Source organism: Planobispora longispora, assembly GCF_016863135.1.
In the GTDB taxonomy this organism is placed as follows: Bacteria; Actinomycetota; Actinomycetes; order Streptosporangiales; family Streptosporangiaceae; genus Planobispora; species Planobispora longispora.
In genome coordinates, this window is the sequence record NZ_BOOH01000011.1 from 1 (window position 1) to 23808 (window position 23808).

General features: G+C 73.2%; 20 protein-coding genes. 8 read left to right on the top strand and 12 right to left on the bottom strand.

The genetic code is table 11. The annotated features are described in order from the left end of the window. From Plo01_RS05255 to Plo01_RS05270, 4 genes are all read right to left on the bottom strand, one after another. A partial coding sequence (locus tag Plo01_RS05255; RefSeq protein ID WP_239315900.1) for a sulfite exporter TauE/SafE family protein occupies window positions 1-543 on the bottom strand: 543 nt, incomplete at its 3' end. Window positions 544-668: 125 nt separating this feature from the next. Continuing rightward, window positions 669-1292 (bottom strand): Uma2 family endonuclease, encoded by a 624-nt coding sequence (locus tag Plo01_RS05260; RefSeq protein WP_239315901.1) that lies wholly within the window; start codon window positions 1290-1292, stop codon window positions 669-671. Between the two features lie 76 nt (window positions 1293-1368). Next, the gene (locus Plo01_RS05265) at window positions 1369-2016 is read right to left on the bottom strand and encodes a response regulator transcription factor (RefSeq protein ID WP_203889350.1); all 648 of its coding nucleotides are present in this window, start codon (window positions 2014-2016) and stop codon (window positions 1369-1371) included. A 78-nt stretch (window positions 2017-2094) separates the two neighbouring features. Beyond that, window positions 2095-3207: a sensor histidine kinase gene (locus Plo01_RS05270; protein ID WP_203889351.1), complete on the bottom strand. Its 1113-nt coding sequence runs from the start codon at window positions 3205-3207 to the stop codon at window positions 2095-2097. Between the two features lie 194 nt (window positions 3208-3401). On the opposite strand from Plo01_RS05270, the gene Plo01_RS05275 reads away from it, so the two are divergent. The 3 genes from Plo01_RS05275 (at window position 3402) to Plo01_RS05285 (ending at window position 6920) form a co-directional block, all read left to right on the top strand. Continuing rightward, complete coding sequence (locus Plo01_RS05275; RefSeq protein WP_203889352.1) at window positions 3402-5273, top strand: gamma-glutamyltransferase family protein; 1872 nt, start codon at window positions 3402-3404, stop codon at window positions 5271-5273. A 311-nt stretch (window positions 5274-5584) separates the two neighbouring features. Continuing rightward, window positions 5585-6199 (top strand): MarR family winged helix-turn-helix transcriptional regulator, encoded by a 615-nt coding sequence (locus Plo01_RS05280; RefSeq protein WP_203889353.1) that lies wholly within the window; start codon window positions 5585-5587, stop codon window positions 6197-6199. Between the two features lie 166 nt (window positions 6200-6365). Next, complete coding sequence (locus Plo01_RS05285; RefSeq protein ID WP_203889354.1) at window positions 6366-6920, top strand: carboxymuconolactone decarboxylase family protein; 555 nt, start codon at window positions 6366-6368, stop codon at window positions 6918-6920. Between the two features lie 123 nt (window positions 6921-7043). Here Plo01_RS05285 and Plo01_RS05290 read toward each other — a convergent pair whose 3' ends face one another. Further along, on the bottom strand, window positions 7044-8501 hold the full coding sequence (locus Plo01_RS05290) for a flavin-containing monooxygenase (RefSeq protein WP_203889355.1): 1458 nt from the start codon (window positions 8499-8501) through the stop codon (window positions 7044-7046). A gap of 362 nt (window positions 8502-8863) precedes the next feature. Next, entirely contained in the window at window positions 8864-9031 is a 168-nt protein-coding gene (locus tag Plo01_RS05295) for a hypothetical protein (RefSeq protein WP_203889356.1), read from the bottom strand. 118 nt (window positions 9032-9149) lie between these two features. Between Plo01_RS05295 and Plo01_RS05300 the strand changes: the two genes are divergently transcribed. Together Plo01_RS05300 and Plo01_RS05305 are read left to right on the top strand one after the other, a co-directional pair. Further along, window positions 9150-9917: an SURF1 family protein gene (locus Plo01_RS05300; RefSeq protein WP_203889357.1), complete on the top strand. Its 768-nt coding sequence runs from the start codon at window positions 9150-9152 to the stop codon at window positions 9915-9917. A 47-nt stretch (window positions 9918-9964) separates the two neighbouring features. Continuing rightward, window positions 9965-10276, top strand: a complete 312-nt coding sequence (locus Plo01_RS05305; RefSeq protein ID WP_203889358.1) for a DUF3817 domain-containing protein — start codon at window positions 9965-9967, stop codon at window positions 10274-10276. A gap of 39 nt (window positions 10277-10315) precedes the next feature. Here the strand turns inward: Plo01_RS05305 and Plo01_RS05310 are convergent, their stop codons facing one another. From Plo01_RS05310 to Plo01_RS05330, 5 genes are all read right to left on the bottom strand, one after another. Beyond that, window positions 10316-10507 (bottom strand): tail-anchor membrane protein, encoded by a 192-nt coding sequence (locus tag Plo01_RS05310; protein WP_203889359.1) that lies wholly within the window; start codon window positions 10505-10507, stop codon window positions 10316-10318. 171 nt (window positions 10508-10678) lie between these two features. Further along, window positions 10679-12004: a protein kinase family protein gene (locus tag Plo01_RS05315; protein ID WP_203889360.1), complete on the bottom strand. Its 1326-nt coding sequence runs from the start codon at window positions 12002-12004 to the stop codon at window positions 10679-10681. Window positions 12005-12100: 96 nt separating this feature from the next. After that, entirely contained in the window at window positions 12101-13648 is a 1548-nt protein-coding gene (locus Plo01_RS05320) for a serine/threonine-protein kinase (protein WP_203889361.1), read from the bottom strand. 75 nt (window positions 13649-13723) lie between these two features. Next, entirely contained in the window at window positions 13724-15613 is a 1890-nt protein-coding gene (locus tag Plo01_RS05325; protein WP_203889362.1) for a serine/threonine protein kinase, read from the bottom strand. Next, window positions 15610-17241 carry a serine/threonine-protein kinase gene (locus Plo01_RS05330; RefSeq protein ID WP_203889363.1) on the bottom strand — a complete coding sequence of 544 codons (1632 nt, stop codon included), beginning with the start codon at window positions 17239-17241 and terminating at the stop codon, window positions 15610-15612. Before Plo01_RS05330 ends, Plo01_RS05325 begins: the two co-directional genes overlap by 4 nt. Window positions 17242-17553: 312 nt before the next feature. Between Plo01_RS05330 and Plo01_RS05335 the strand changes: the two genes are divergently transcribed. Beyond that, on the top strand, window positions 17554-18495 hold the full coding sequence (locus Plo01_RS05335) for a GNAT family N-acetyltransferase (protein ID WP_203889364.1): 942 nt from the start codon (window positions 17554-17556) through the stop codon (window positions 18493-18495). Between the two features lie 30 nt (window positions 18496-18525). Here Plo01_RS05335 and Plo01_RS05340 read toward each other — a convergent pair whose 3' ends face one another. Further along, window positions 18526-19377, bottom strand: a complete 852-nt coding sequence (locus Plo01_RS05340) for an arylamine N-acetyltransferase family protein (RefSeq protein ID WP_239315902.1) — start codon at window positions 19375-19377, stop codon at window positions 18526-18528. Between the two features lie 120 nt (window positions 19378-19497). Here Plo01_RS05340 and Plo01_RS05345 point away from each other — a divergent pair, with 120 nt between their 5' ends. Beyond that, window positions 19498-20187: a response regulator transcription factor gene (locus tag Plo01_RS05345; RefSeq protein ID WP_203889365.1), complete on the top strand. Its 690-nt coding sequence runs from the start codon at window positions 19498-19500 to the stop codon at window positions 20185-20187. A 68-nt stretch (window positions 20188-20255) separates the two neighbouring features. Continuing rightward, window positions 20256-23753 carry a DUF4153 domain-containing protein gene (locus Plo01_RS05350; protein ID WP_203889366.1) on the top strand — a complete coding sequence of 1166 codons (3498 nt, stop codon included), beginning with the start codon at window positions 20256-20258 and terminating at the stop codon, window positions 23751-23753. Window positions 23754-23808: the final 55 nt, after the last annotated feature.

Genomic DNA, 23808 nt, shown 5'->3' on the forward strand with positions numbered 1-23808 from the left:
TCCGGTGGCGGGAGCGGCCCTCTCGGTTCGGGTGCTTCCTCCGGCGGGAGCGGCGGTTACGGTGGGAGCGGTCCCCGGGACGAGGCGTGGCGTCCTTCGCGGCGGGCAGGCGCGGACCCCGCGCACGAGCAGGCGCAGGCCGAACCCCGTGACCGCGATCCCGGCCGCCACCAGCAGCGCCGCGCGTGCTCCCGGCGCCAGCCGTACGGCCGAGCCCAGCAGGCCGAGCAGTGCCCCGGCCACGATGTGGGAGGCCAGCCGTCCGGTGAGGAACAGGCCGACGACCTTCGGATCGGAGGGCTCGCCGGAATCGGGGGACGGGTGGCGGTCTCGGGTGCGGCGGTCTCGGGTGCGACGGGAGGAGGGCTCGTCGCCGTCCTGCCGGAGCGACTGAGGGGTGTGGCAGTCCCGGCTGCGCGGGAAGGCGGGGGAGGGGCCGGAGATGAGGCCCGCGAGCAGGCCGCCCTGCACGGCCGTACACGACGCGGCGCCCGCCACCAGGCCGGCGGCGAGCCCCCCGACGAACAGCGCGACCGGCCCCACGCTCAGCGAGCGGCCGGGATCGCGATCCAGGTCCCCACGGCTCGACCGTAACCGCCCTCACCGGGAACGAACAGTGACATTCTCATTACCCACCGCCACCGGCGGTCGTTCGGGACGGTGGGTGCTCAGGTCCGCTTGAGGGCCTTCTCGAAGATCGAGGTGTCGAGGGTGAAATCGACGGGCGCGGGGAGGCGGAGCTCGCTGCCCACGGCGACGCGGGAGACCGTCTGGTACTCGCCTCCCTTGGGATCGCTGAAGACGGTCACGGTGGCGGGGGTGGCGACGGGGTCGATGAGGAGCATGACGGGGATCAGCCCCATGGCGTAGAGGTCCGGCTTCCGCTCACGGTCGTCGATGACGCTGCCGGGTGAGACGATCTCGGCGACCATGATCAGACCGGAGGAGAGGAGTTCGCGCGTGCCCCAGCGCGGGCAGTCGGCCGGGGCCAGGACGAAGTCCGGCTCGACCGGCTCGCGGGAGCCGTCCATGCAGACGTCGACGTTGCCGCTGAAGCCGTCCCAATCCTTCTCTTCCATGAGAGGAAGCAGGGCGGCGTACAGGCGCATGGCGATCCTGGCATGCTCGGGGGTGCCTACCGGACTCACTATCAGACTCCCGTTGATGACCTCGGTCCGCAGTCCGGGGAGCTGCGGGAGCGCGTCGAACAGCTCGCGCGCGGTGCTGGGCAGGGGCCGGGACGCGGTCTCGGGGGTGGGCCGCAGGTCGGCGGGCTGCCGTCGCGAGGTCATTACCATGATCACGTGTCCCTTCGTGTTCCTGTGAACACGGTCAGTATTGCAAACACCTGATCGGATCGCGAGGCGTTCACGCCCAGCCGGGGCGGACCAGTCCGCTCTCGTAGGCGATGACGACGAGCTGGGCGCGGTCGCGGGCGCGCAGCTTCATCATGGTGCGGCTGACGTGGGTCTTGGCCGTGGCCGGGCTCATGAAGAGCCGCCCGGCGATCTCGTCGTTGGTCATGCCGGTGCCGACCAGGGCGAGGACCTCGCGTTCCCGGTCGGTGAGCGGGGACAGGTCCATGGAGGACTCGGGCCGCTTGGCGCGGCTGGCGTACTCGGCGATGAGGCGGCGGGTCACGCCGGGGGAGAGCAGGGCGTCGCCGGCGGCGACGACGCGGACGGCCTGGATCAGCTCGGCGGGCTCGGTGTCCTTGACCAGGAAGCCGCTGGCGCCGTTGCGCAGGGCCTCGAAGACGTACTCGTCGAGCTCGAACGTGGTCAGGATGATGATCTTCGGGCCGGGTGGCATCCGCCGGGTGGCCTCCAGGCCGTCCATGCCCGGCATCCGGACGTCCATCAGGATCACGTCCGGCCGGTGCTCGCCGGCCCGCGCGATGGCCTCGGCCCCGTCGGCGGCCTCGGCGACCACGGTCATCCCGGGCTGGGCGTCGAGCAGGGCCCGGAAACCGGCCCGGACCAGGGCCTGGTCGTCGGCGAGAACGATGCTGATCACGTGTCGTCTCTTCCGGGGGTCACGGGGTCTCCTCCGATGGTCATGGTGTCCCCCCGGGGCATGGCGTCTGTTCCGCGGTCACGGCGTCTCCTCGGGGATCGGCAGCCGGGCCTCGACGCGGAAGCCCCGCCCGTGGCGCCCGGCGGTGAGCGTCCCCCCGAGGGCGGCGGCCCGCTCCTTCATCCCGGGGATGCCGTTGCCGCCGCCCAGGTTCTCGGCGGGCGTGCCCTCCCCGGAGTCGGTGATGCGGATGAGCAGCTCGCGGGCGCCGTACTCCAGCAGGAGCTCGACGGCGGAGCCGGGAGCGTGCCGGGCGACGTTGGTGAGGGACTCCTGCGCGATGCGGTACCCGGCCAGGTCCACCCCGGACGGGAGCGGCCTGGCCCGGCCGGTGACGCGCCGGGTGACGTCGAGGCCGCTCCGCCCGGCCAGCTCGTCGAGCCGGTCCAGCCCGCCCGCGGGGGAGCGCGGCGCGCCGTCGCGGAGCACGCCGATCAGCGAGCGCATCTCGGTGAGCACCTCCTTGGACGCCTGCTTGATCGTGGTGAGCGCGGTGCGGGCCTGCTCGGGGTGGTCGTCGATCAGGTGCAGCGCGGTGGAGGCCTGCACGTGGATGAGCGAGATGTTGTGGGCGAGCACGTCGTGCAGCTCCTGGGCCATGGTCAGCCGCTCCTCGCTGGCCTGCCGCCGCGACTCCTCCTCGGTCACCCTCGCGTGTTCGGCCGCCCGCTCCTTCCTGGCCCGGACGAACTCGCCCACGGCCAGGACGATCCCCATGACGGCCGCGATGGCGATGGTGTGCCACAGCCCCGGGCTGGGGACGGGCGCCAGCCAGTTCGTGTAGACGACGAAGAACGCGTAGGCCACGACCGAGGCGGCCCAGGCGACGCGCCGGTGGCCGAGGACGACGGTGAAGTAGAGCGCGATGACGGGGCTGAAGAAGATCGGGCCGTAGGCGTGGCCCCGGATGATGAAGACGAAGGTCGTGGCGAGCGTGACGAGCAGGGTGGACACCGGGTGGCTGCGCCGCATGGCCAGGGCGAGCGGCCCGGCCAGCAGCAGGGAGACGCCGAACGGGTCCGCCGGGAGGCGGTCCGGCTGGTTGTCCTCCGCCCCGTAATTGGACGCGACCTGGGCGGCTCCCACGATGAGCGGGAGCATCCGGTCGGTCCAGCGGGGTCGGGTGCGCACGCCCAGCACCCTATGCCCGCCCGCCGGCCCGGGCGTCCGCCCTGCGGGGCAGGGGGCGCTACATCCTCCGGCGTACGGAACTTCCGGAGCACGGCCCCCGGTGGCACGGACATTCCCCGTGAGCACAGGACTTCTCAGAAGTACAGAGCTGACAAACCTGACAAGCTGGGTAAAGCTCTCCGCAGGAGGTCATGATGATCGCTCATCGCTTCGCGGTACCGCTCGCCGGAGTCCTGTTCGGAAGCTCTGTCCTGATCGCGTCGCCCGCCACGGCGGTGACGCCGTCGATCAAGCCGGCGGCCGGTCCCGCGGCCGGATCCGTGTCCGGGCCGCCGCCGGTGGCCGGAGGCGGGCGGCGGGAGAAGAGTCCCGTCGCCGAGGGGTACGGCGGAGCCGTCTCCACCGTCGATCTGGACGCCAGCGAGGCGGCGCTGAAGGTGCTGCGGCGCGGAGGCAACGCGATGGACGCGGCGATCGCGGGGGCGGCCACGCTCGGCGTCACCGAGCCCTACTCCGCCGGGCTGGCCGGGGGCGGGTTCATCGTCTACTACGACGCCCGGCGGGGACGGATCCACACGATCGACGGCCGTGAGACGGCGCCCCGGGCGATGACCCCGACCTCCCTGGAGGGCATCCCGTTCGAGCAGGCCGTCACCAGCGGGCTCTCCGCCGGGGTGCCGGGCAGCGTGGCGCAGTGGGAGCTGGCGCTGCGCCGGTTCGGCACGATCTCGCTCCGGCAGGCGCTGCGGCCCGCGATCGAGGTGGCGCGCGAGGGGTTCACGGTCGATCAGACCTTCCACGACCAGACGGCCGCCAACGCCGCCCGGTTCAAGGACTTCACCTCCAGCGCCGCGCTCTTCCTGCCCGGCGGCGCGCCGCCCCCGGTCGGCTCCACGTTCCGCAACCCCGAGCTGGCCGAGACCTACCGCCTGCTCGGCCGGTACGGCGGCGGCTGGCTGTACGGCGGCGGCCTCGGCGTCGAGATCGTGGACACCGTCAAGAATCCGCCGGTCACCCCGGGCTCCACCAGGAGCGTCCGGCCCGGCCTGATGGAGGTGCGGGACCTGACGGCCTACCGGGCCCTGGAGCGCCCGCCCACGAAGATGACCTACAAGGGCATGGACGTGTACGGCATGGCGCCGCCGTCCTCGGGCGGCTCGACGGTCGGCGAGGCGCTCAACATCCTGGAGGCCCTCCCCGAGGCGGGCGTGCACGAGTACCTGGAGGCGTCCCGGCTGGCCTTCGCCGACCGGGGGAAGTACGTCGGCGACGTCCCCGGCGTGCCGCTGCGGGAGCTGCTGTCCGACGGGTTCGCCAAGGAGCGCGCCTGCCTGATCGGCGATCGGGCGATGCCGCACCCGGCCCCGCCCGGGAACCCCGACGGGGCCTACGAGCCGTGCCCGCCCGCCTCGCCCTCGCCCGCCCCGTCCCCGGACTCTTCCGTGCCTCCCCCGTCTCCGGCGTCTCCGGGGCGGGGCGCGGAGCCGCCGGCGGAGGGACCGGAGACCACCCACCTGGTCGTGACGGACCGCTGGGGCAACGTGGTCGCCTACAACATCACCATCGAGTCCACCGGCGGCAACGGCATCGTCGTCCCCGGGCGCGGCTTCCTGCTCAACAATGAGCTGACCGACTTCACCTTCGGCCCGGCCCCGGGCGACTCGAACCTGCCCGGCCCGGGCAAGCGCCCCCGCTCGTCCATGGCCCCGACGATCGTCCTCGCCGAGGGCAAGCCCCTGCTCGCCCTCGGCTCGCCCGGCGGATCGACGATCATCACGACCGTGCTGCAGATCCTCGTCAACCGCTGGGAGCTGGGCATGCCCCTGCCCGAGGCGCTCGCCGCCCCCCGGGCCACCCAGCGCAACACCGCCCAGACCCAGGCCGAGCAGGGCTTCCTCGACCGCTACGGCGCCGAGCTGACGGCCAGGGGGCACAGCTTCGCCCTCAACCCGGAGATCGGCGCGGCCACCGCGGTGGAGTTCCTCGGCCGCGGCAGACTCCAGGCCGTCGCCGAGCCCTCCCGGCGGGGAGGAGGCAGCGCCCTGGTCGTCGTCCCGGCCCGCTGACCGCCTCGCCGGGGGCGGTACGGCGTCCCCGGCGAGAAGGCCCCTCTCTTCGGAGGCGGTTCTCGGACGCACCGGTGAGGCGGTTCTCGGACGCACCGGTGAGGCGGTTCTCGGACGCACCGGCGAGGTGGCTCTCGGACGCACCGGCACGGTGATCACCCGGCTCCCGGGCTCTCCTCCGCCGGCGCCGGTACGGTGGGAGGCGGCGCGGTGTTTTCGGCGCCGCCGTACGGCGGGTGCCCGTCCGCGGGGCGCGATGCCTAGGATTCCGGGAGTCCGCACTGCTGAGGATTCCGGGGGAGGGTGAACCGGTGGACGTGGGCCAGCCCGTGGAGGTGCCGGGGCCGCCACGCGACGAGCAGTTGCTCGCGGGGCTGGCGAGGCTGGGACAGGCGGTGCGGATGAGCGCCTGGCGCAACGCGGGACCCCATGGACTGACACCCCTCCAAGCCGACATCCTGACGTTCCTCGCCGGGGACGATCGCCCCCGGCGGCAGGGAGAGGTCGTCGCGGCTCTGGCCTCGACCGCGCCGACGGTCAGTGACGCCATGCGGGCCCTCACCGGCAAAGGGCTGGTGGGAAAGGCCAGGGACGCGGCCGACGCCCGCGCCTTCGTGCTCACTCTCACCGACGCGGGGCGGCAGGAGGCGGCTCGGCTGAGCGTCGTTCCGGAACCGCTGCGGGCGGCCGTGGCCGCACTGGACCCCGGTGATCTCGCGGCGATGTTGCGCGGGGCGGCCACGATGATGCGAGAGCTGCAGGAACGCCGGGCGATCCCGATCTCCCGGATGTGCGTGACCTGCCGTTTCTACCGTCCCGACGCGCATCCGGAGGATCCGGGTCAGCCGCATCACTGCATGTTCGTGGACGCTCCCTTCGGCGACGGAGAACTCCGTCTCGACTGCCCGGACCACGAGCCCGCCTGACCGCGAGCCCGCCTGATCCCGCGGTTCATCCGTCCATGTGAACGGTTCACCCGGTGGAGGGGCCGTTCGTGTCCTCGGTCCTCGAAGACCCAGCCCGGAGGTTGAATATTTGGCACTGCCAAGTATAGTTGGCAGTGCCAAACGTTGATTCCCGTGAGGAGTTCCCATGCCTCGTCTGTCCGTCGTCGATCCGGCCACCGCGAACCCGGAGGCCCGCGTTCTGCTCGGCAAGATCGAGCGCGCGCTCGGCGCGACCCCCAACATGATGCGCGCCATGGCCGCCTCCCCGGCGGTTCTGGACGCCTATCTGGCCTTCAGCGGAGCCCTGGCCAAGGGGCGGCTCTCCGCCGCGGTCCGCGAGCAGCTCGCGCTGGTCGCGGCCGTGGAGAACAGCTGCGAGTACTGTCTGGCGGCGCACACCGTCCTCGGTGAGCGGGCGGGCGTCAGCGGGGCCGACCTGGAGGCCGGGCTCGACGCCGACGCCGGTGATCCGGCCGTGGCCGCCGCCCTCCGCTTCGCCCGCGCGGTGATCCGCAACCGCGGCTTCGTCTCCGACGCCGACCTCGCGGACGTCCGTGCCGCAGGTTACGGCGACGGCGAGATCGGTGAGATCATCGGCGCGGTCGCGCTCAATGTCTTCACCAACTACTTCAACTCCGTCGGCCAGACCGAGCTGGACTTCCCGCCGGTGGAACTGCCCGCCAAGCCCGCCGACGCCTGACTCGCCCACGCCGCGTGACCGTCCGGGTCGCGTGACCGGTCCGCATGCGCGCCGTACGGCCTCCGTCTCAGGGGGAGGCCGTACGGCGCGCCGTGCCCGGCGAGTGATCCCGGCGGGCGGAGCTCAGTGGATGAGCTCGTACGCCTCGGCCTTCACCTTCCGCATCCGGGCCCAGTACTCGAAGGTGAAGCCGGGCCAGGTCGTGCGGTTGACGCCGTGCTCGTCGAGGTACCAGCTCTTGCAGCCGCCCTCGTTCCAGATCAGGGCGTGCAGGCGCTCCTGGAGGCGGTCGTTGAACGCCCGCTGGGCCTCGGGCCGCACGTCGAGCGCCTTGGCGCTGGTCTTCGACAGCAGCCTCAGGCACTCGATCACGTATCTGACCTGCGATTCGATCATGAAGACGACCGAGTTGTGGCCCAGGCCCGTGTTCGGGCCGAGCAGGAAGAACAGGTTGGGGAACCCGGCGGTGGAGACGCCGTAGTAGGCCTCGATGCCGTTCTGCCAGGCGTCCTGGATCTTCAGGCCGTTCCGGCCGATGATCCGCTGCTCGTTCAGCGCGTCCACGACCTTGAAGCCGGTCCCGTAGACGATGACGTCCACCTCGATCTCCCGGCCGGTGGAGTCGACGATGGAGTTCTCCCGGATCTCGGCCACCCCGTCGGTGACGAGTTCGACGTTGTCGCGGGTCAGCGCGGGATAGTAGTCGTTGGACAGCAGGATGCGCTTGCAGCCGATCGTGTAGTCCGGGGTCAGCTTGGCGCGCAGTCCCGGATCGGGGACCTGCCGCTCCAGGTGGCGGCGGGCCACCACCTCCTGCAGCTTCATCAGGCGCGGGTCGATCGTGAAGCCGAGTGCGCGGGTCTCCAGCACCCAGTAGATCGAGTTGCGCAGTGAGCGGGCGGCGCCCGGCAGGCTCAGGAGCCGCTTGGCCGCGGGCGGGAAGGCGAAGTCGGGCTTGGGCTGGATCCACGGGGGCGTGCGCTGGAAGACCGTGAGCCGGCCGGCCCGCTTGGCGATCTGCGGGACGAACTGGATGGCCGAGGCGCCGGTGCCGATCACCGCGACCCGCTTGCCGGTCAGGTCCAGGGAGTGGTCCCACTGCGCCGAGTGGAAGGCCGGGCCCCGGAAGCGCTCACGGCCGGGGATCTCCGGGAACGACGGTATGTGCAGCGCCCCGATGCCGGAGACGATCGCGTTGGTGGTGAACGTCTCACCGTCGGTGGTGCTGACCTGCCAGCGGTTGGCCGCGTCGTCGTACTCCAGCCCGACGACCTCCTTGCCGAACCGGAAGTGGGGGGTCAGGCCGTACTTCACCACGCAGTCGCGCATGTAGTCCCAGATCTCGGTCTGCGGGGAGAACATCCGCGACCAGCCGGGGTTGAGCTCGTAGGAGAAGGAGTACATGTGCGAGGGGACGTCGCAGGCACAGCCGGGATAGGTGTTGTCCCGCCAGGTGCCGCCGAGGTCCGCGGCCTTCTCCAGGATCACGAAGTCGTGGTATCCGGCCTCTTTCAGCTTGATGGCCATGCCGATGCCGGCGAAGCCGGAGCCGATGATGGTTATCCCGGGGCGAGTTCTCATGCGCTCTCCTTATTGGACGCACCGTCTAATGTAGTCGGCGCGCCCGAGCCCCGTCCATACCCTCCGGCCCGTGAGGCGCCTCACACCGACTGGTCGGTACGGGACCGTCCCATATCGAGCGATCGGTATGGAGCAAGGAGGGCTCTGAAGCGGGCGCTCCGATGGGGGAGCGCGGAAGCCTGTGAGGAAACACGAAAAGCGCCGGGGCGTGGCCTGCGGCGCTGGCGGTCGCGGGCCGCCGACCCGAGGGGAGATCGGGAGGCCGCGAGAGGCGAGCGGACCCTGGGAAAGGGGGGCGTCTCCCAGGAGCGTCCGGATTCTCGGGTACTGCGGGTTTCCTTGGGGCCTGGCGGGCCCGGGCCTCAGAGGATCAGGTAGGCGGCCACCGCGATGACGATGATCACGGCGAGTGCGATGGCGATGGGAACGAGCGGCGACCGCTTCTCGGCGGCGACCTCCGGCTCGTTGCGCTGCGCGAACGCGCGGAACTGCTGTGTGTTTCCTGCTGGGTCAATCTGGGGATCAGACATGGCTCGACTTTAGCGACACCGAATGACTTTTCGACATAGGTTCCCAGCAGGCAGGCGGCGTGTCATGCCGAACGGGGCTGGGGGCGGAACCGCGCACCTGGGCGGATAGCGTGGTGTCATGCTCCGGATCCTGTTCTCTCCCCGTGTGGTGGTGCTCCACCTTCTCGCGATCGGAGCGCTGGTGGTGTGCGGGCTGCTCGGCCGCTGGCAGCTCGGCGTCTTCGAGGACTCCGGGAAGCCCCGCGCCGCGCTGGACCCCGCACCGGTGGCGGTGGGCACGCTCACCGGCGTCGGCGCGCACCTGCCGGGGGAGGCGGCCAGGCGCCGGGTGACGGCCGAGGGCACCTACGACGCCGGACGGCAGCTCATGGTGGCCGCGCGGGACGACGGCCTGTGGATCCTCACCCCGCTCGACCTGGGCGACGGCACGACGATCCCGGTGGTGCGCGGCTGGGTGCCCGCGGCGGACCACCCGGCGACGGCCGTCCCGGCGGGGAAGGTGACCGTCTCCGGACGGCTCATGGCCTCCGAGTCGAGCGACAGCGTGCCCCGGGCCCGGCGGCTCCCGCCGGGCCAGGTGATGACCGTCTCGTCGCCCGAGCTGATCAACGTGTGGCGAGGGGTCGAGCTGCGCGACGGCTTCGTGGTCGCCGCCTCCCAGTCCCCGGCCCCGGCCGTCGCCGCCACGCCGGTCCCCGTGGGGCCGCCCACCGCCCCGGGCGCGCTCACCTGGCGCAACCTCGCCTACGCCGCCCAGTGGTGGATCTTCGGCCTGTTCGCCGTCTTCATGTGGTGGCATTTCGTCCGCGACGCCGTCCGGAGCGGCACGGCCGGGCCGGAACCCGAGCCCGCGACGGACCCGGAACCCCGGTCCGCCGCCGTCTGATCCCGCATATCGTTGAGTGTCCGAACCCCAGACCGAGGTAGATCACAGTGGAATCCGCCCTCAAGCCCTTCCGAGTCCTGGCCTACATCGTCGGCGTGATGCTGCTGGTCCTGGTCACGTGCATGATCCTCAGGTACGGCTTCGACATCGAGGGCCCGTCGAAGATCGTGTCCCCGATCCACGGGTTCCTCTACATGCTCTATCTCGTGGCCACCATGAACCTGGGCATGAAGGCCCGCTGGTCGTGGCAGTACATCCTCGGCGTGATGCTCGCGGGCACCGTGCCGCTGCTCTCGTTCGTGTTCGAGCGCAAGGTCACCCAGCGCGTGGAGAACGAGGTCGCCGCCGCGGCGGCCTGAACCCCGGCGGAGCCCGTTCCCTGCTCCGCCGGGTCCGGATCAGCGGCCGAGACCGCGCCTGCGTGCGCGCTTGAGCCGCTCGCGCTGGGACGGGTCGAGCATCAGGTAGCCGACGACCGGGGCGGCGACGACGCCCAGGACGACCAGCAGGGTGATCAGGCCGGGCAGGAAGATCCACGAGAGCAGGACGACGGCTCCGGCACCGATGGCGTACTTCTGGACGGGTGACATTCTCGACATCCTCCGAACGCGGAGCGCGCGCCCCGCCTGGTGTCATTCTGCGTCGCCCGTCCAACGCACGGGCCCATCGCCGTGGTTCCCTCCGAGATATATCGCGATTTCCGGCGGTTGTCGACAACCACGGCGATCCGGACTCCCCGCCCTCTTACGATCCCCGGCCGGTCACTTCGTGCGGCTGAGGGTTCCGAGGATCCAGCGGGTGGTTGTGAGCGCGCCCTCACGCGTGGCGCCGCCGGAGTCCTCCGGGCTCTTGCGTGAGTACTGGACGGTGACCACCAGGTTGCGGGCGCGGAAGATCATTGTGGTGGTGTAGGTGAGGCCGTTGGTGACCTCCTTGGTGAAGGCCTCGTCGGCGATTCCGGGGACGGCCTCCAGCTCTCTGCCGACGGTCAGGGGAAGACCGACACCGGTCGTGGTCCGCCCGGCGGTCTCCTTCCGGAACCGGGTGTAGTTCTCCTGCGCCACCTTCACCGACGAGAGACGGAAGGCTTCGATCTGGAGGGTGAACGCGAAGCTGCCGGGCTCGCCGTCGATCGCCTTCCAGTTACAGCGTTTCGAGCCACCCCGGGACGGGGTCGTGTCCAGCCGCAGATCGGACGCCTGCCGCTCCGAGATGAGCGTGCAGGGGTCGATCTCCCCGGTGAAGAACGTGGGGAGCGGGACCGGGGCGGCCGCCGGGGACGGGGCCGGGTCCGGAGTCCCGGAGCCGGCCCACAGCACCCCGCCGGTGACCAGGACCGCGGCGGCGACGGCGAGCGCGACGGCGAGGAGCGGCCCGCGGCGTGAGGGGGCGGGGCGGGGGGCGAGGCTCTCCAGGGTCAGGCGGACGGAGGCGGCGTCGGGCCGGCGTGCCGGGTCGTCCGAGAGCAGGCCGTCCAGGAGCGGGGCGAGAGGACCGGAACCGGTGGCGCCGGTCTCCGGACCGGCCAACGCGGTGCCGTCGGCCAGGCGGGGGGCGGTGTGGGCTCCGGGAAGGCGCCCCTCCACGGCGGTGTAGAGGGCGGCGCCCAGGGCGCGCAGACCGTCGGCGGGGGCCGGGACGGCGATGCCGGTGAGGACGACCCGGCCGTCGGGGGCGAGCAGGATGGTGTCCGGGGTGGCGGCGAGGTGGACGCCGTGCCGCTGGGCGGCGGTCAGGGCGTCCAGCACGGCCAGGCCCACCTCGGCGGCGCGCTCCGCGGGCAGCGGCCCCTCGGCCCGGACGGTCTGGGCCAGCGAGCGTCCGGCGGCCGACTCCAGGACCAGCCACATCCCGTCGGGGGCCGGGATCACGTCGTGCAGCGTGATCACCGAGGGGTGCCGGAGCTCGGCCGCCGCGCGGACCTGGCCGATCAGCCAGTCGTGGTGCGGGCCGGGGGGCGGGAGCCGTACTCCGGAGAGGATCACATCCCGGTGGAGCAGTTCGTCGCGGGCCCGCCGGCTCGCGCCGGCGGGGTCACGGCGCTCCAGCAGGCGGTAGCGGCCGGCGAGCAGGTTCGGGTCCGTCATCACCGCTCCAGTCGTCGTTCTCCGGAGGGAACCGCCTCACGGGCAGGAGCCTCACGGGCGAGCGTCCCATGGGAAAGCGCCTTGCGGGGAAGCGCCTCACCCACGGCCGTCCAGCCCCCTCGCGACGACCTGCGCGGTGCGGAGGGCACGCCGGCGCAGGTCGGCGGTGGCGCGCTTGCCCGTCATCGACAGGTTCACCTCGACCAGCAGGTTGCTGGAGCGGAACCGGATGACGCTGTGCGCGCGGTCGAGGGCGGTCAGCTCGTAGCCGAAGGCCTCCTCGCCGACCCCGTCCACGTCCCTGAGGGGCCCGGCCGAGCCCAGGAGCCCGTCTCCCTCGTCGGCCCGGGTCGCGGTCCGCTCGGCGGCGAAGAAGGCGTGCGCGGTCTCGGGGCCGGTCTTGCCCGGGGCGGGCTCGTGCAGGGACAGCGAGACGGTGATCCGGGAGCCGCCGGTCGCGGGCCCCTCCCATGTGCAGGACGCCTCCCGGTCCCCCTTCACCTCGACGCCGAGCGGTGAGGAACCGGGGACCACGGCTCCGGCCTGCGCGTCGGTCAGCAGGGAGCAGGGGGCCGGGGCGGTGGTGAAGCGCCCGGCCCGGGGGTCCGGGCCGGTGGGGGAGGGGGCGGGCGTCGTCGAGCCGCCCGAGGTCAGGAGCACCGTGGCGGCCGCCCCGGCCGCCACGACGGCCAGCCCCGCCCCGGCGATCAGTCCGGTGCGGCCCCGCGCGGTGCGGCGGCCGGACGGGGACCGTGTCCCCGTGGCCGGAACCGCCGGGAACGCCGGCGACGTCGAGGACGCCGGGGAGAGGGGCCCGGCGGGCCTGCCGTGGGAGACCTCGCGCAGGGCGGCGCGGAGCGCCCTCTCCCCGGGCCGCTCACGCGGATCCTTGGCGAGTACGGCCAGCAGCACCGGAGCGAGCCCTCCGGCCCGGGACGGGTACGGGGTCTGCTGGGTGAGCACCGCGCCCAGGGTGGCGACCGGGGTGCCGCGCTGGAACGGCCCCGCGCCCTCGACGGCGGCGTAGAGCGCCGCGCCCAGCGACCACAGGTCGGCGGCCGGGCCGTCGCCGGTGCCGCGCAGCCGCTCCGGGGCGATGTAGCCGGGGGAGCCGACCAGCGCGTCCGGCGAGGTGAGCTGGACGTCCCCTTCGAGGGTGGCGATGCCGAAGTCGGTCAGCAGCACGCCGCCGCCCCGGTCGATCATGATGTTGGCCGGTTTCACGTCCCGGTGCAGGATGCCCCGGCTGTGGGCGAGGACCAGCGCGTCGAGGACGGCCAGGCCGATCGCGGCCACCCGCTCCGGCGGCAGCGGGCCGCGGGCGCGGATCACCTGCTCCAGGGAGTGTCCCCGGACCAGGTCCATCACGATCCACGGGCGGCCGTCCTGGGCGATGACGTCGTGCACGGCCACGATGGACGGGTGGCTCAGCCGGGCCGCGGCCCTGGCCTCACGGAGCGTCCGCTCCCGCATCTCGGCCCGCTGCGCCTCGGGGAGGTGCGGGCCGAGATTGACCTCCTTGACGGCCACCTCACGATGGAGCAGCTCGTCGCGGGCCCGCCAGACCACGCCCATCCCGCCCGCGCCGAGCCGCTCGACCGCCCGGTAGCGGCCCGCCAGCACGGGGAGCGCCTCGCCCGTCACCGGCTCACCCCTCGATCTGCCGGGCCGGGGCGCCGGACCGGGGCGGTGTCCTCCCGGGGAACGCTCACGAACGCGTCAGCCATGGACCTGCTGCCGCAGGGCCTCGGCGAGCCAGCGGGCGGTCTTGCCGGCGTTCTCCGCGATCTTTCCGTCCGGGTCGCCCTTGACGCCGCCCCGCTCGTATTCGACCTCGGCGACCAGGTTGCTGACCCGGAAGACCACGGTCACCTTGTAGGACCCGCCGTAGAGGTTGATCGTGTTGTGCGCCGCCGCGATGAACGCCTCCTCGCCGACGCCGCTCATGTCCTGGGGCGGCAGGGCCTTGGGAGTGGCGAGCCGGCCCTTGCCGAGGATGTCCTGCTTCTTGCTCGCCAGGTACTCCCTGGCCCGTGCGATCTCCGAGCCGTCCTGCTTCTGGGCGACGAGCCGTACGCGCAGGTCGTATTTCTCCGCGCTGGGCTTGCGCCAGTCCCGGTTGAGCCAGTTGCACTCGGCGGCCTCGACCTCGGAGCTCTGGAAGCCGGGGACCACCTCGGCGGCCTGCTCGTCGGTGAGCAGGCTGCACGCCCGGGGGGCGGCGGGGAACAGGCCCTGGGTCCCCGTGGTGGAGGGCTCGGGCGCGGCCTCCTCCGGGGCGCCGCTCAGCGTGGGACCGAGCAGGAGGCCGATGGTGACCGCCATGCCGGCCAGCAGCACGCCCGTCAGGGCCACGATCGAGCGGGGCACCAGGACGCCCTGCGGGCCGGACGACCGCTGGGTCGGAGCGGTGGAACCCTCGGGCGTCCACGACGGGGAGGCGGAGGGGACGGGGACGAGTTCCCGGGAGGCGGGCACGTCCCCGTCCGGGCGCGTGCGCGCGGGCGTGGTGACGTCGTCCTTCGCGGCGGGTACGGCGGCCTCCCGCCCGGGGGCGCCCTGGGCGGCGAGGTCGCGCGGGACGGCGCCCTGCGCGGGACCGCTCACGGCCTGGCCGGGACCGCTCTGCGCGGGACCGCTCACGGCTTGGGCGGGACCGCTCATGCCCTGCGCGAGACCGTTCCGCGGGGCCAGGTCCTGCGAGGTGAGACTCCGCAGGGGGACGCTCTGCGAGGTGAGGCCCTGCACGGTGGTGTCCTGCGCGGCGTCCCGTGTCGCGGCGCCCCGTGTCGCGGCGCCCCGCGTGACGGGCACGGCGGGTGCGGCGAGGACGTCCGGCGCGGCGAGGACGTCCGGCACGGAGGCGAAGGGCTCCGGCACCGGCAGGGCCGCCTGCGGCATGGGGAGCACGGGCGCGATGGCGGCCACCTCGGGCACGAAGGGGCGGGGCCCGACGCGGGGCGTCTCCGGCTCGGTCTCCGGCGGCTTGGGGAAGGTGAGTGTGGCGTTCGGCCGGCGGGCGGCGGGCGCCGGGGCGCCGGGGAGGCCGGGGCGGTCCCGGGAGACCTCCAGCAGGGCCGTGCGCACGGTGTCCGCGCCGGGGCGGAGCGCGGGGTCCCCGGACAGCAGCTTGACCAGGATCGGGGCGATCGGGCCCGCGTTCCGCATCGGGGCGCCGGGGGTGGGGGTGTAGCCCTCGACGGCGGCGTACAGGGTCGCGCCGAGCGACCACAGGTCCGAGGCCGGTCCGGTCGCGCCCTCGGGAGCCGTGTAGGAGGGGGACCTGACCGCGGGGGCGGCCAGCACCGCCCGGTCGCCCGGGCCGATCAGCACCGAGGCGGGCCGTACGTCGCCGTGGACCGTCCCGTTCCGGTGCGCGGTCATGATCTGGTCCAGCAGGCTCAGGCCGATCGCGGCGGTCCGCGCCGGGGACATGGGGCCGTTCTGCCCGATGAGGAACTCCAGCGACGTCCCCCCCGGCTCCGTGGCTCCGCCGGCGCCGGGGGCGAGGATGTCGGGGCCGCGACCCCCGTGGTCCCCGTAGCCCCCGTGACCGGGTGCGGAACCGGCGTGCCTGCCCTGCCGCCCCGGAGTGTCTGCCTGGTTCATCCCGCCGCCTTCTGCTTGTTCAACGCCTCCGCGACCCAGACCGCGGCGGTGTGGACGCCGCTTCGGATCGCCGGGCCGTCCTTGGTCCCGTCCACCACGGTGTAGGCCACCTCCACGACCAGGTTGTCGACGCGGAACGTCACGTAACTCTGTTCGAGCCTGCCGGTCTTGCGGTTCTCGTAGACGTCGTAGCCGAACGCCTCGTCTCCGACGGGCCGCACCGGCAGCGGGCCGGTGTTCCTGGCCGAACGCGACCCGGCCGAGATGCTCGCCCAGTTCCAGGCGAGCCGGCCGTTGGGGAGGGTGGCGTTGCGCTGGTTGACGAAGAGCTCGTGGGCCTGGCGCGGGCTCTTGCCCCACTGCTTGTCCTGGCCGCCGGCGGGCTCGACCACCAGCCCCTTGCCGGAGGTCGTCCACTCGCAGCCGCCCCTGTTGGTCGGCTTCCCCGCGCCGGTCAGGGCGGGCAGGAGCTGCCCGGCCCGTTCCGGGGAGATGAGCCCGCACAGGTCCACCGGGGTGGCGAAGGCGCCGGGCCGCTCGCTGAGCCGCACCGGCGCGGCGGGCGCCGTACGGTCCTCGGTGAGATGGACCACGCCCGCGGTGGCGCCGATGATCATCGCGACCGCGGCCACCTCGGCGACGGCCCACACCAGCGCTCCCCGCCCGCGCGGGGGGCGGACGAGGGACGACACCAGCCGGGTGAGGGTCGATCCGGTGGATCCCGGCCCCGCGAGCCTCGGCCCGGAGCGGCTCCCCGGATACCCGGAGAGGTCGACGTCGTCGGAGGACGGGGAGCCGGTGGCCGGACGGCCGGAGGCGATCTCCTGGAGTTCCCGGGAGACGTCGTCGAAGGACGGCCGGGCCACGGGGAGAGGGTGCAGCATGCGCATCAGCAGCGGGCCCAGCTCGCCCGCGCGCTCGGGCGGCCGGGGCGGCTCGGTGAGCACCTTGCTGATCGCCGAGACGGGCGTGTCGGCGGGGTGCGGGGGCACGCCCTCGACGGCGAAGTAGAGCGTCGCGCCCAGCGACCACAGGTCGGAGTAGGGGCCGCCGCGCTCGCCGCGCAGCCGTTCCGGGGCGATGTAGTGGGGAGAGCCGACCAGGCGGCTGGTCTGCCCGGCGAGGGTGTCGCCCTCGGCGACGGCGATGCCGAAGTCGGTGAGGACGGCCTTGCCGGTCCTGGAGAGGAAGATGTTGCCCGGCTTGACGTCCCGGTGCAGCACCCCGACGGCGTGCGCGGCGGCCAGCGCGCTGAGGATGCCCACACCCGCCCGGGCCGCCTGGTGCGGCGGGAGCGGCCGGCGGTCCCGGACGATCTTCTCCAGCGATTCCCCGGTGAGCAGCTCCATGATGATCCACGGGCGGTCGTTCTCGACGACCACGTCGTGGATCGTGACGATGGACGGGTGTTTGAGCCGGGCGGCCAGGTTGGCCTCGCGGAGCGCGGCGGCGCAGACGTCCTGCCGCTGGAGGGGGGACAGTTCCTGCGGGAGCCGTATCTCCTTGACCGCCACGTCGCGGCGGAGCGTCTCGTCGGAGGCGAGCCACACCGTGCCCATGCCGCCCTCGGCGAGAGGGTTGAGCAGGCGGTAACGGCCCGCCAGCACTCGCGCGTCGATCCTGCTCACCTCGTTAACCGGCCTGCCACCCCAGGGGACCCGCTGACCCGTCTCGGACAGCATGTCGCCGACAAAAGATAGCCATTGACCGCGATGCGGGCCAAAGAACAGGGATTTCTCTTATCTCTCGATCTCGCTCATACCGCTGTCTGTCGCCTCCGCCGGGGCAAGCCGTTGATCTCGGAAAAAATGATCGATAGGCTGGCCCTCCCTTCGACGAAGAGGAGGTGAGGAGCGGATGTCCACCCTCATGACGCGCTCTCACCTCGGGCGGCAGGACGCCTGAGCCCGGAGAGCGCACTCTCGCTTCCGGAGTTTCGCTTGTCTGATCTGATCTTCCGTCCGCTCGACGCGGACGAGTTCGACGTGTTCCACCGCTACGCCACCCCGCCGACCTCCGGCGTGGGCGCGCGCACCCTCACCTTCGAGGAACTCGGCTACCGGTCCGGGCGGGTGTGGGTCGCCCTCCGCGGTGACGAGGCGGTCGCCCGGGCCGCGTTCTGGGGTCCCGACGACTTCGACCACCCGTTCAGCCTCGACTGGTTCGACCCGGGCACCGGCCCGGACGGGATCGAGGCGGGGGCGGCCCTGCTCCGGGCCGCCTACGCCGCGCTGGTCACGCCCGACTACGCCACGCCCATCGGCGACCGTCCGGACTACCACCTGTTCCTCCCCGCCGACTGGCGGGAGCGTCCCGACGCCCGCGCCGACGCCGAGGCCCGCATCGCCGCCGCCGAGAAGGCGGGGCTGAGCGTGCGGGTCGAGCGGCTGAACCTGCGCTGGGCCCCCGAGTACGGCCTGCCGCCCCGCTCCACCCGGCTCACCTTCGCCCCGGCCACCGACGACATGGTGATCGTGGAGGTGCTCTCCCGGATCCTGGTCGGCAGCCTCGACGACGACGACCGCCGCACGATGGCGGAGAAGGGGCCGGAGGCGGCGGCCCGGGAGGGCCTGGCCGACCTGGCCGGCTTCCCCGGCGGGCGGGACCGCTGGCGGCTGGCGTACGACGGGGCCGGGGAGCTGGTCGGCATCGTCATGCCCACCCGCAACTCCTACAACGCCACGATCGGCTACCTGGGCGTGCTCCCCGAGCACCGGGGCCACGGCTACGCCGACGACCTGGTCGCCGAGGCGCTGCACATCTTCAGCGCCGAGGGGGCGCCCCAGGTGACCGACAACACCGACGTCGGCAACGAGCCCATGGCGGCGTCGTTCGCCCGGATCGGCTACCGGGTCACCGGCCGCAGGATGATCCTCGTCTGACGGACGACGGCGCGCCGCCGCTCGCAAGGCTCATGACCTGCTCGCCTCCCAGGCCTCCTGCGCGGTCACGAGCCGGTCCCAGAGCGCGGCGCGCCCGGCGGGGCCGACGTCGTCGAGGGTGAGGCCGAAGACGTCGGCCAGCAGCGCGAAATAGTCGTCCGGGGTCTCGACGGTCAGCCGGTTCTCCCGGTCGCCGACGCGGGTGAGCACCAGGCCGCGCAGGATGTCGACGCCGGCCGCGTCGCGCCGCTGGACCGTGGCCACCCGGACGAAGCCGGAGTCCGGCGAGGTGGACAGGTGCCTGTGCATGCCGGCGAAGGCCGTCATCTCCACGGACTCCGGCCCGAAGTCCATGCCCAGGAAGCTGCCGCGCGGATCGTGGTCGAAGCGCCAGCCGCCGGGCGCCACCTCCGACGGGCGCAGGCCGTAGGAGAAGGGCCCCTGCCGGTAGACGCCCTCGACCAGCGGGAGCGGCTCGTGGAGGGCGTCGCCGAGCCCCGAGTCGACCAGCCACCCGCCGCCGGGGTTCTCCGCCGTGGGCAGGCCCGAGACCGTCAGGACGAGGTGGTTGCCGTCGACGCCCGCCGGGCGTTCGGCGTTGCCCTGCACCCCGCCGAAGTGCCGGGTCACCCGGTAGCCGAGCCCCTGCAGGAGCAGCGAGAACGCCCCGTTGAGGTGGTAGCAGTAGCCGCCCCGCCCGCGCAGGATGCGCCCGGCCGACTCCGCCGGATCCACGCTCGTCGGGCGGTCCAGCCAGATCTCGAGGCACTCGTACGGCACCCGCTCCACGTGGGCCCGGTGCAGCAGGCGGAGCGATTCCGCACTCGGCGGGCCATCGCCTGCCCCGCCGATGCGCCGTAGATATGCGGAAAAGTCGATCACCTCGTGACGATAACCCATCACCGTGGACGCGCGGGATCCTGGAACTGCGCGGGCGAAGCTGCGCGGAATCTTCACAATTCACCTCAAGTCCTCTGCACAGGGCGGGCCTAAGCTCGCGCCATGGCTACTCCGCAACAACGACGGATCCTCGTGGTCGAGGACGACGCGACGATCGCGCGGGCCGTACGGCACCGGCTCGTCGCGGAGGGCTTCGACGTGCGGATCGCCGGGGACGGCGAGGAGGCGCTCGCGGCGTACGCGAAGGCGGAGCCCGATGTGGTGGTCCTCGACCGGCTGCTCCCCGGCCTCGACGGGCTGGAGGTCTGCCGGCGCATGCAGGCGGCCCGGCCGGTGCCGGTGCTCATGCTCACCGCGCTGGGCGAGGAGACCGACCTCCTCGTCGGGCTCGGGGTCGGCGCCGACGACTACATGACCAAGCCGTTCAGCATGCGCGAGCTGGTCGCGCGGGTGCACGCGCTGCTGCGGCGGGTGGAGCGCGCCTCCCAGCTGGCCGCGGACGACATGGTCGTCCGGGTGGGCGACATCGAGGTCGACACCGCCGAGCGGCGGGTCTACGTCCGGGGCGAGGAGGTCCAGCTCACCCGGACCGAGTTCGACCTCCTGCGCCGGCTGGCGGAACGGCCGGGGCAGGTGTTCGAGCGGGAACGCCTCCTGGCCGACGTGTGGGGCTTCTCCGAGGCCGCGGCCACCCGGACCGTCGACAGCCACGTGCGGGCCTTGCGCCGCAAGCTCGGCTCCGGCGTCGTCCGCACCGTCCACGGGGTCGGCTACGCCCTCGTGAGGTCCTGACGGCCCCGCCGGCCGTTCACCCGGACTCGCGGCGAACCAGTCGCCCTCCCCGTCGGTCGAACACTGAAATGCGCAGACAATTGAGACCACTCGACTTCCTGGGCCGGATCAAGGTCAAGCTCGGCATGGTGATCCTGCTGGCCGTGGCGGCGGCGTTCGTCGTCAACGAGGTCGGCATCAACGCCGGATTCTCGCGGGACGTGCGCGTCGCGGTGGCGGCGGTGCTCGCACTGATCATGGTGCAGCTGCTGGCCCGCGGGATGACCAAGCCGCTGCGGGAGATGGCCGCCGCCGCCCAGACGATCGCCCAGGGCCGCTACGGCCTGCGGGTCACCGCCACCTCCCGCGACGAGGTCGGCGAGCTCGCCCGCGCCTTCAACGCGATGGCGGCCGACCTGGGCGAGGTGGACCGGCAGCGGCGCGAGCTGGTCGCCAACGTCAGCCACGAGCTGCGCACACCGATCACCGCGCTCCGGGCGGTGCTGGAGAACGTGGTGGACGGCGTCTCCGAGCCCGATCCGGCGACGCTCGGGACGGCGCTGGCCCAGACCGAGCGGCTCGGCCGCCTCGTCGCCCAGCTGCTGGACCTGTCCCGCCTGGAGTCCGGGGCCCGGCTGATCGATCCGGAGAACGTCGAGCTCAGAGCCCTGTGCGAGCAGGCGCTGCGCGAGGCGGTGCTCGCCCGGGAGGAGGTGACGGCCCGGTGCGAGGTGCCCGCAGGCCTGAGCGTGCGGGCCGACGCGGACCTGCTGGCCCAGGTGCTGGCGAACCTGCTGGACAACGCGGTGCGGCACAGCCCCGCGGGCGGCGTGGTGGTGCTCTCCGCCGACTGCGAGGGCCCCGGCGTACGGCTGCGCGTCATCGATCAAGGTCCCGGGATCCCCGAGGAGGACCGGGCCAGGGCCTTCGAGCGCTTCTCCCGCTTGGACGCGGGGCGGGCGGCGGACGACGGCGGCGCCGGGCTGGGCCTGGCCATCACCAAGGAGATCGTCGAGCTTCACGGCGGCTCCATCCGCGTCGAAGACGGCGTCGGCTGCCGCATCGCGGTCGACCTCCCCGAAAGGATCACGATGGACACCTCGTCCCTCCCGGATCCACCCGGGTCCCCCGGGTCCGATCCCGCTTCCTCCGCGTTCGCCGGGGCCGTCGTCCCGGAGGCGCCCGAGGGTTCCATCCCCGACGCCGGAGCGCCCGCCGAGACGCCTTCCGGGGCGCGGGCCCGCGCGGACACCCCGGCGGACGTCTCCGCGGACGTCGCGGCCGAGACTCCTGCGGCTGTCTCCGCGGCGGCCCCGGCGGACGGCTCCGCAGCGGTCTCGCCGGAGGTCTCCGCGGCTGTCCCCGCGCCCGCTCCCGGGCCGGCGCCGCCGGCCGGCGGTGATCTCCCGCCGTCCCCGGAATCGTCGGAATCCCGGTCCCCGGGATCCTCGTCCCCGGACCCGGTGCTCTCCGGCGCGCCATCGGTCCCGGACATGTCCCGGGAGCCGGCGTCCTCCGGCGCGTCGCCGGAGTCCGTCCCGTCCCCGCCCGGCGGTTTCCCGGTCGGGCTGTTCCCCCAGTCCGGTACTTCCCCCCAGGCGGCCACGCCGCCCGCGGCGTCCGTGCCCGCCGAGACTTTCGCGTCCGCGCGATCCGGGGACAGGATCAAGGCCGCCGCGCCCGCGCCTGCGGAGCCGGTCCGAAGCTGGTGGGGAGCGATCGCCGGGTTCTTCATCGGAGGGTTCATCGGGCTGTGCGTCGGCGTGCCCGTCGGCTTCGTCATCGGCTCCATGGAGATCAGGCTCGGCCTGATGCTGGGGGTCCTCGCCCCGGTGGTCGGAGCGTTCATCGGCACGGTCGTCGGAGCCACCACGCCGCCCAACGGCATGTGGACCGGCTACCAGCAGGCCGGGTCCCGTACGGCGGCGCCGACGACCGAGGCCGCCTATCCGGCCGTGCCGGTGCTGGTCGGCGAGGTCCGGCAGACCGCGCCGGGCGGCGGGCTCCCGGGTGGCCAGGGGCGGCAGGCCGTACCCGGCGGTGACGGGATCAAGGAGGCCGCGCCGGACGGCGCGCCGCGGGGGATCACGACCGACGGATACGTGGCGCCGTCGATCTTCCCCCGGCCCGAACTGCCGGACACCCCGCGGTGGATGCTCGCCGTCTGCGCGGTCGTGGGCGTGCTCGCGGCGGTCGCCCTGCCGGGCAGCGCGGCGGGCCTGGGAGTCGCGCTGGTGGCGGTCGCCATGGGGGCGGCGACGCTGCCGGTCGTGCGCCGCCGGCTCACTCCCTGGTCGATCGGGATGGGCGTGATCGCGTACGGACTGGTCGCGGTGGCCGTCTTCAGGGACGCCGACTGGCTCGTCGGGCTGCTGCTCCTCGCCGGATTCCTGATGGCCGCGCTCGCTCTGTCGGGGGCCGGGCGCGGCTGGCTCGGGGTGATCAGGGGGGCGTTCTCGGTGGTGCTGGGGCTGCTCCCGCTGCCGTGGTTCCTGGCCGCGCCGGTGAAGGGGAAGGGGATGACGGCCCGCCGGCGGCTGGTGCCCACGCTCCTCGGGCTCGGGATCGCCATCGTGCTGCTCGCGGTCTTCGGCGCGCTGTTCGCCTCGGCGGACGCGGTGTTCGCCGAGGCGGTGGAGCGGGTGTTCACCTCGCAGAACTGGGCGGACGACCTGCCGCTGCGGATCGTGGTGTTCGCAGCCTTCGCGGTGGCCGTCGCCTCGGCCGTGCTGGTGGTGCTGCGGCCGGTCGTCGAGCCGAAGGGGCCCGACGTGCGGCTGCAGGTCGGGCGGGGGCTGTGGGTGACGCCCCTGGTCGCGCTCAACCTGCTCTTCGGCACCTTCGTGGCGATGCAGCTGACGGTGCTGTTCGGCAGCGCGCGGTGGCTGGTGACGACCACCGACCTCACCTACGCCGAGTACGCCCGTTCGGGGTTCTTCCAGCTGGTGATCGTCAGCGTGTTCGTCCTGGCGATCGTGGCGGTCGCCTCGGGGGCGCTCGAACTGCAGGGCCGCGACCGGTGGCTGATGGCCGGGCTGCTCGGCCTGCTGTGCGCGCTGACCGTGGTGATCCTGATCTCCGCGATGTACCGGCTCGACCTCTACGTCGACGCCTACGGGTACACCCGGCTCCGCGCCTCGGTCGGGGCGGCCATCTGGTGGCTGGGCGGGATCTTCGCGCTGGTCCTCGTCGCGGGCGCGGTACGGCTCACCGGCCGGGCCGCGGGCTGGCTGCCGAGGGGCGTGGTCGTGATGACGGGCGCGGGCCTGCTGGCCTTCGCGATCTGGAACCCGGACCTGAGGGTGGCCGAGTCCCAGCTCAGCGTCAGGGGCGTGGACCGGCTGGACCAGGCGTACCTCAGCGACCTCGGGGCGGAGGCCGTACCGGCGCTGGACCTGTTGCCCGAGCCGACCCGCAGCTGCGTGCTGCGGGAGGTCATCCAGATCAACCAGCTCGACGGCGCCGACCCGTGGAACGGCTGGAACCTCGCCAGGGAGCGGGCCAGGGAACTGCTCGCCGAGCGGCCGGTCCCGGCGGCGCCCTCCTGCGCCTCCGGGCGGCTGGACTACATCCCGGACCAGGACTGACCCCGGGCCGATCCCGGAGCGGGCCGGCCCCGCGCGGCGGTCGCGGGGCGGGATT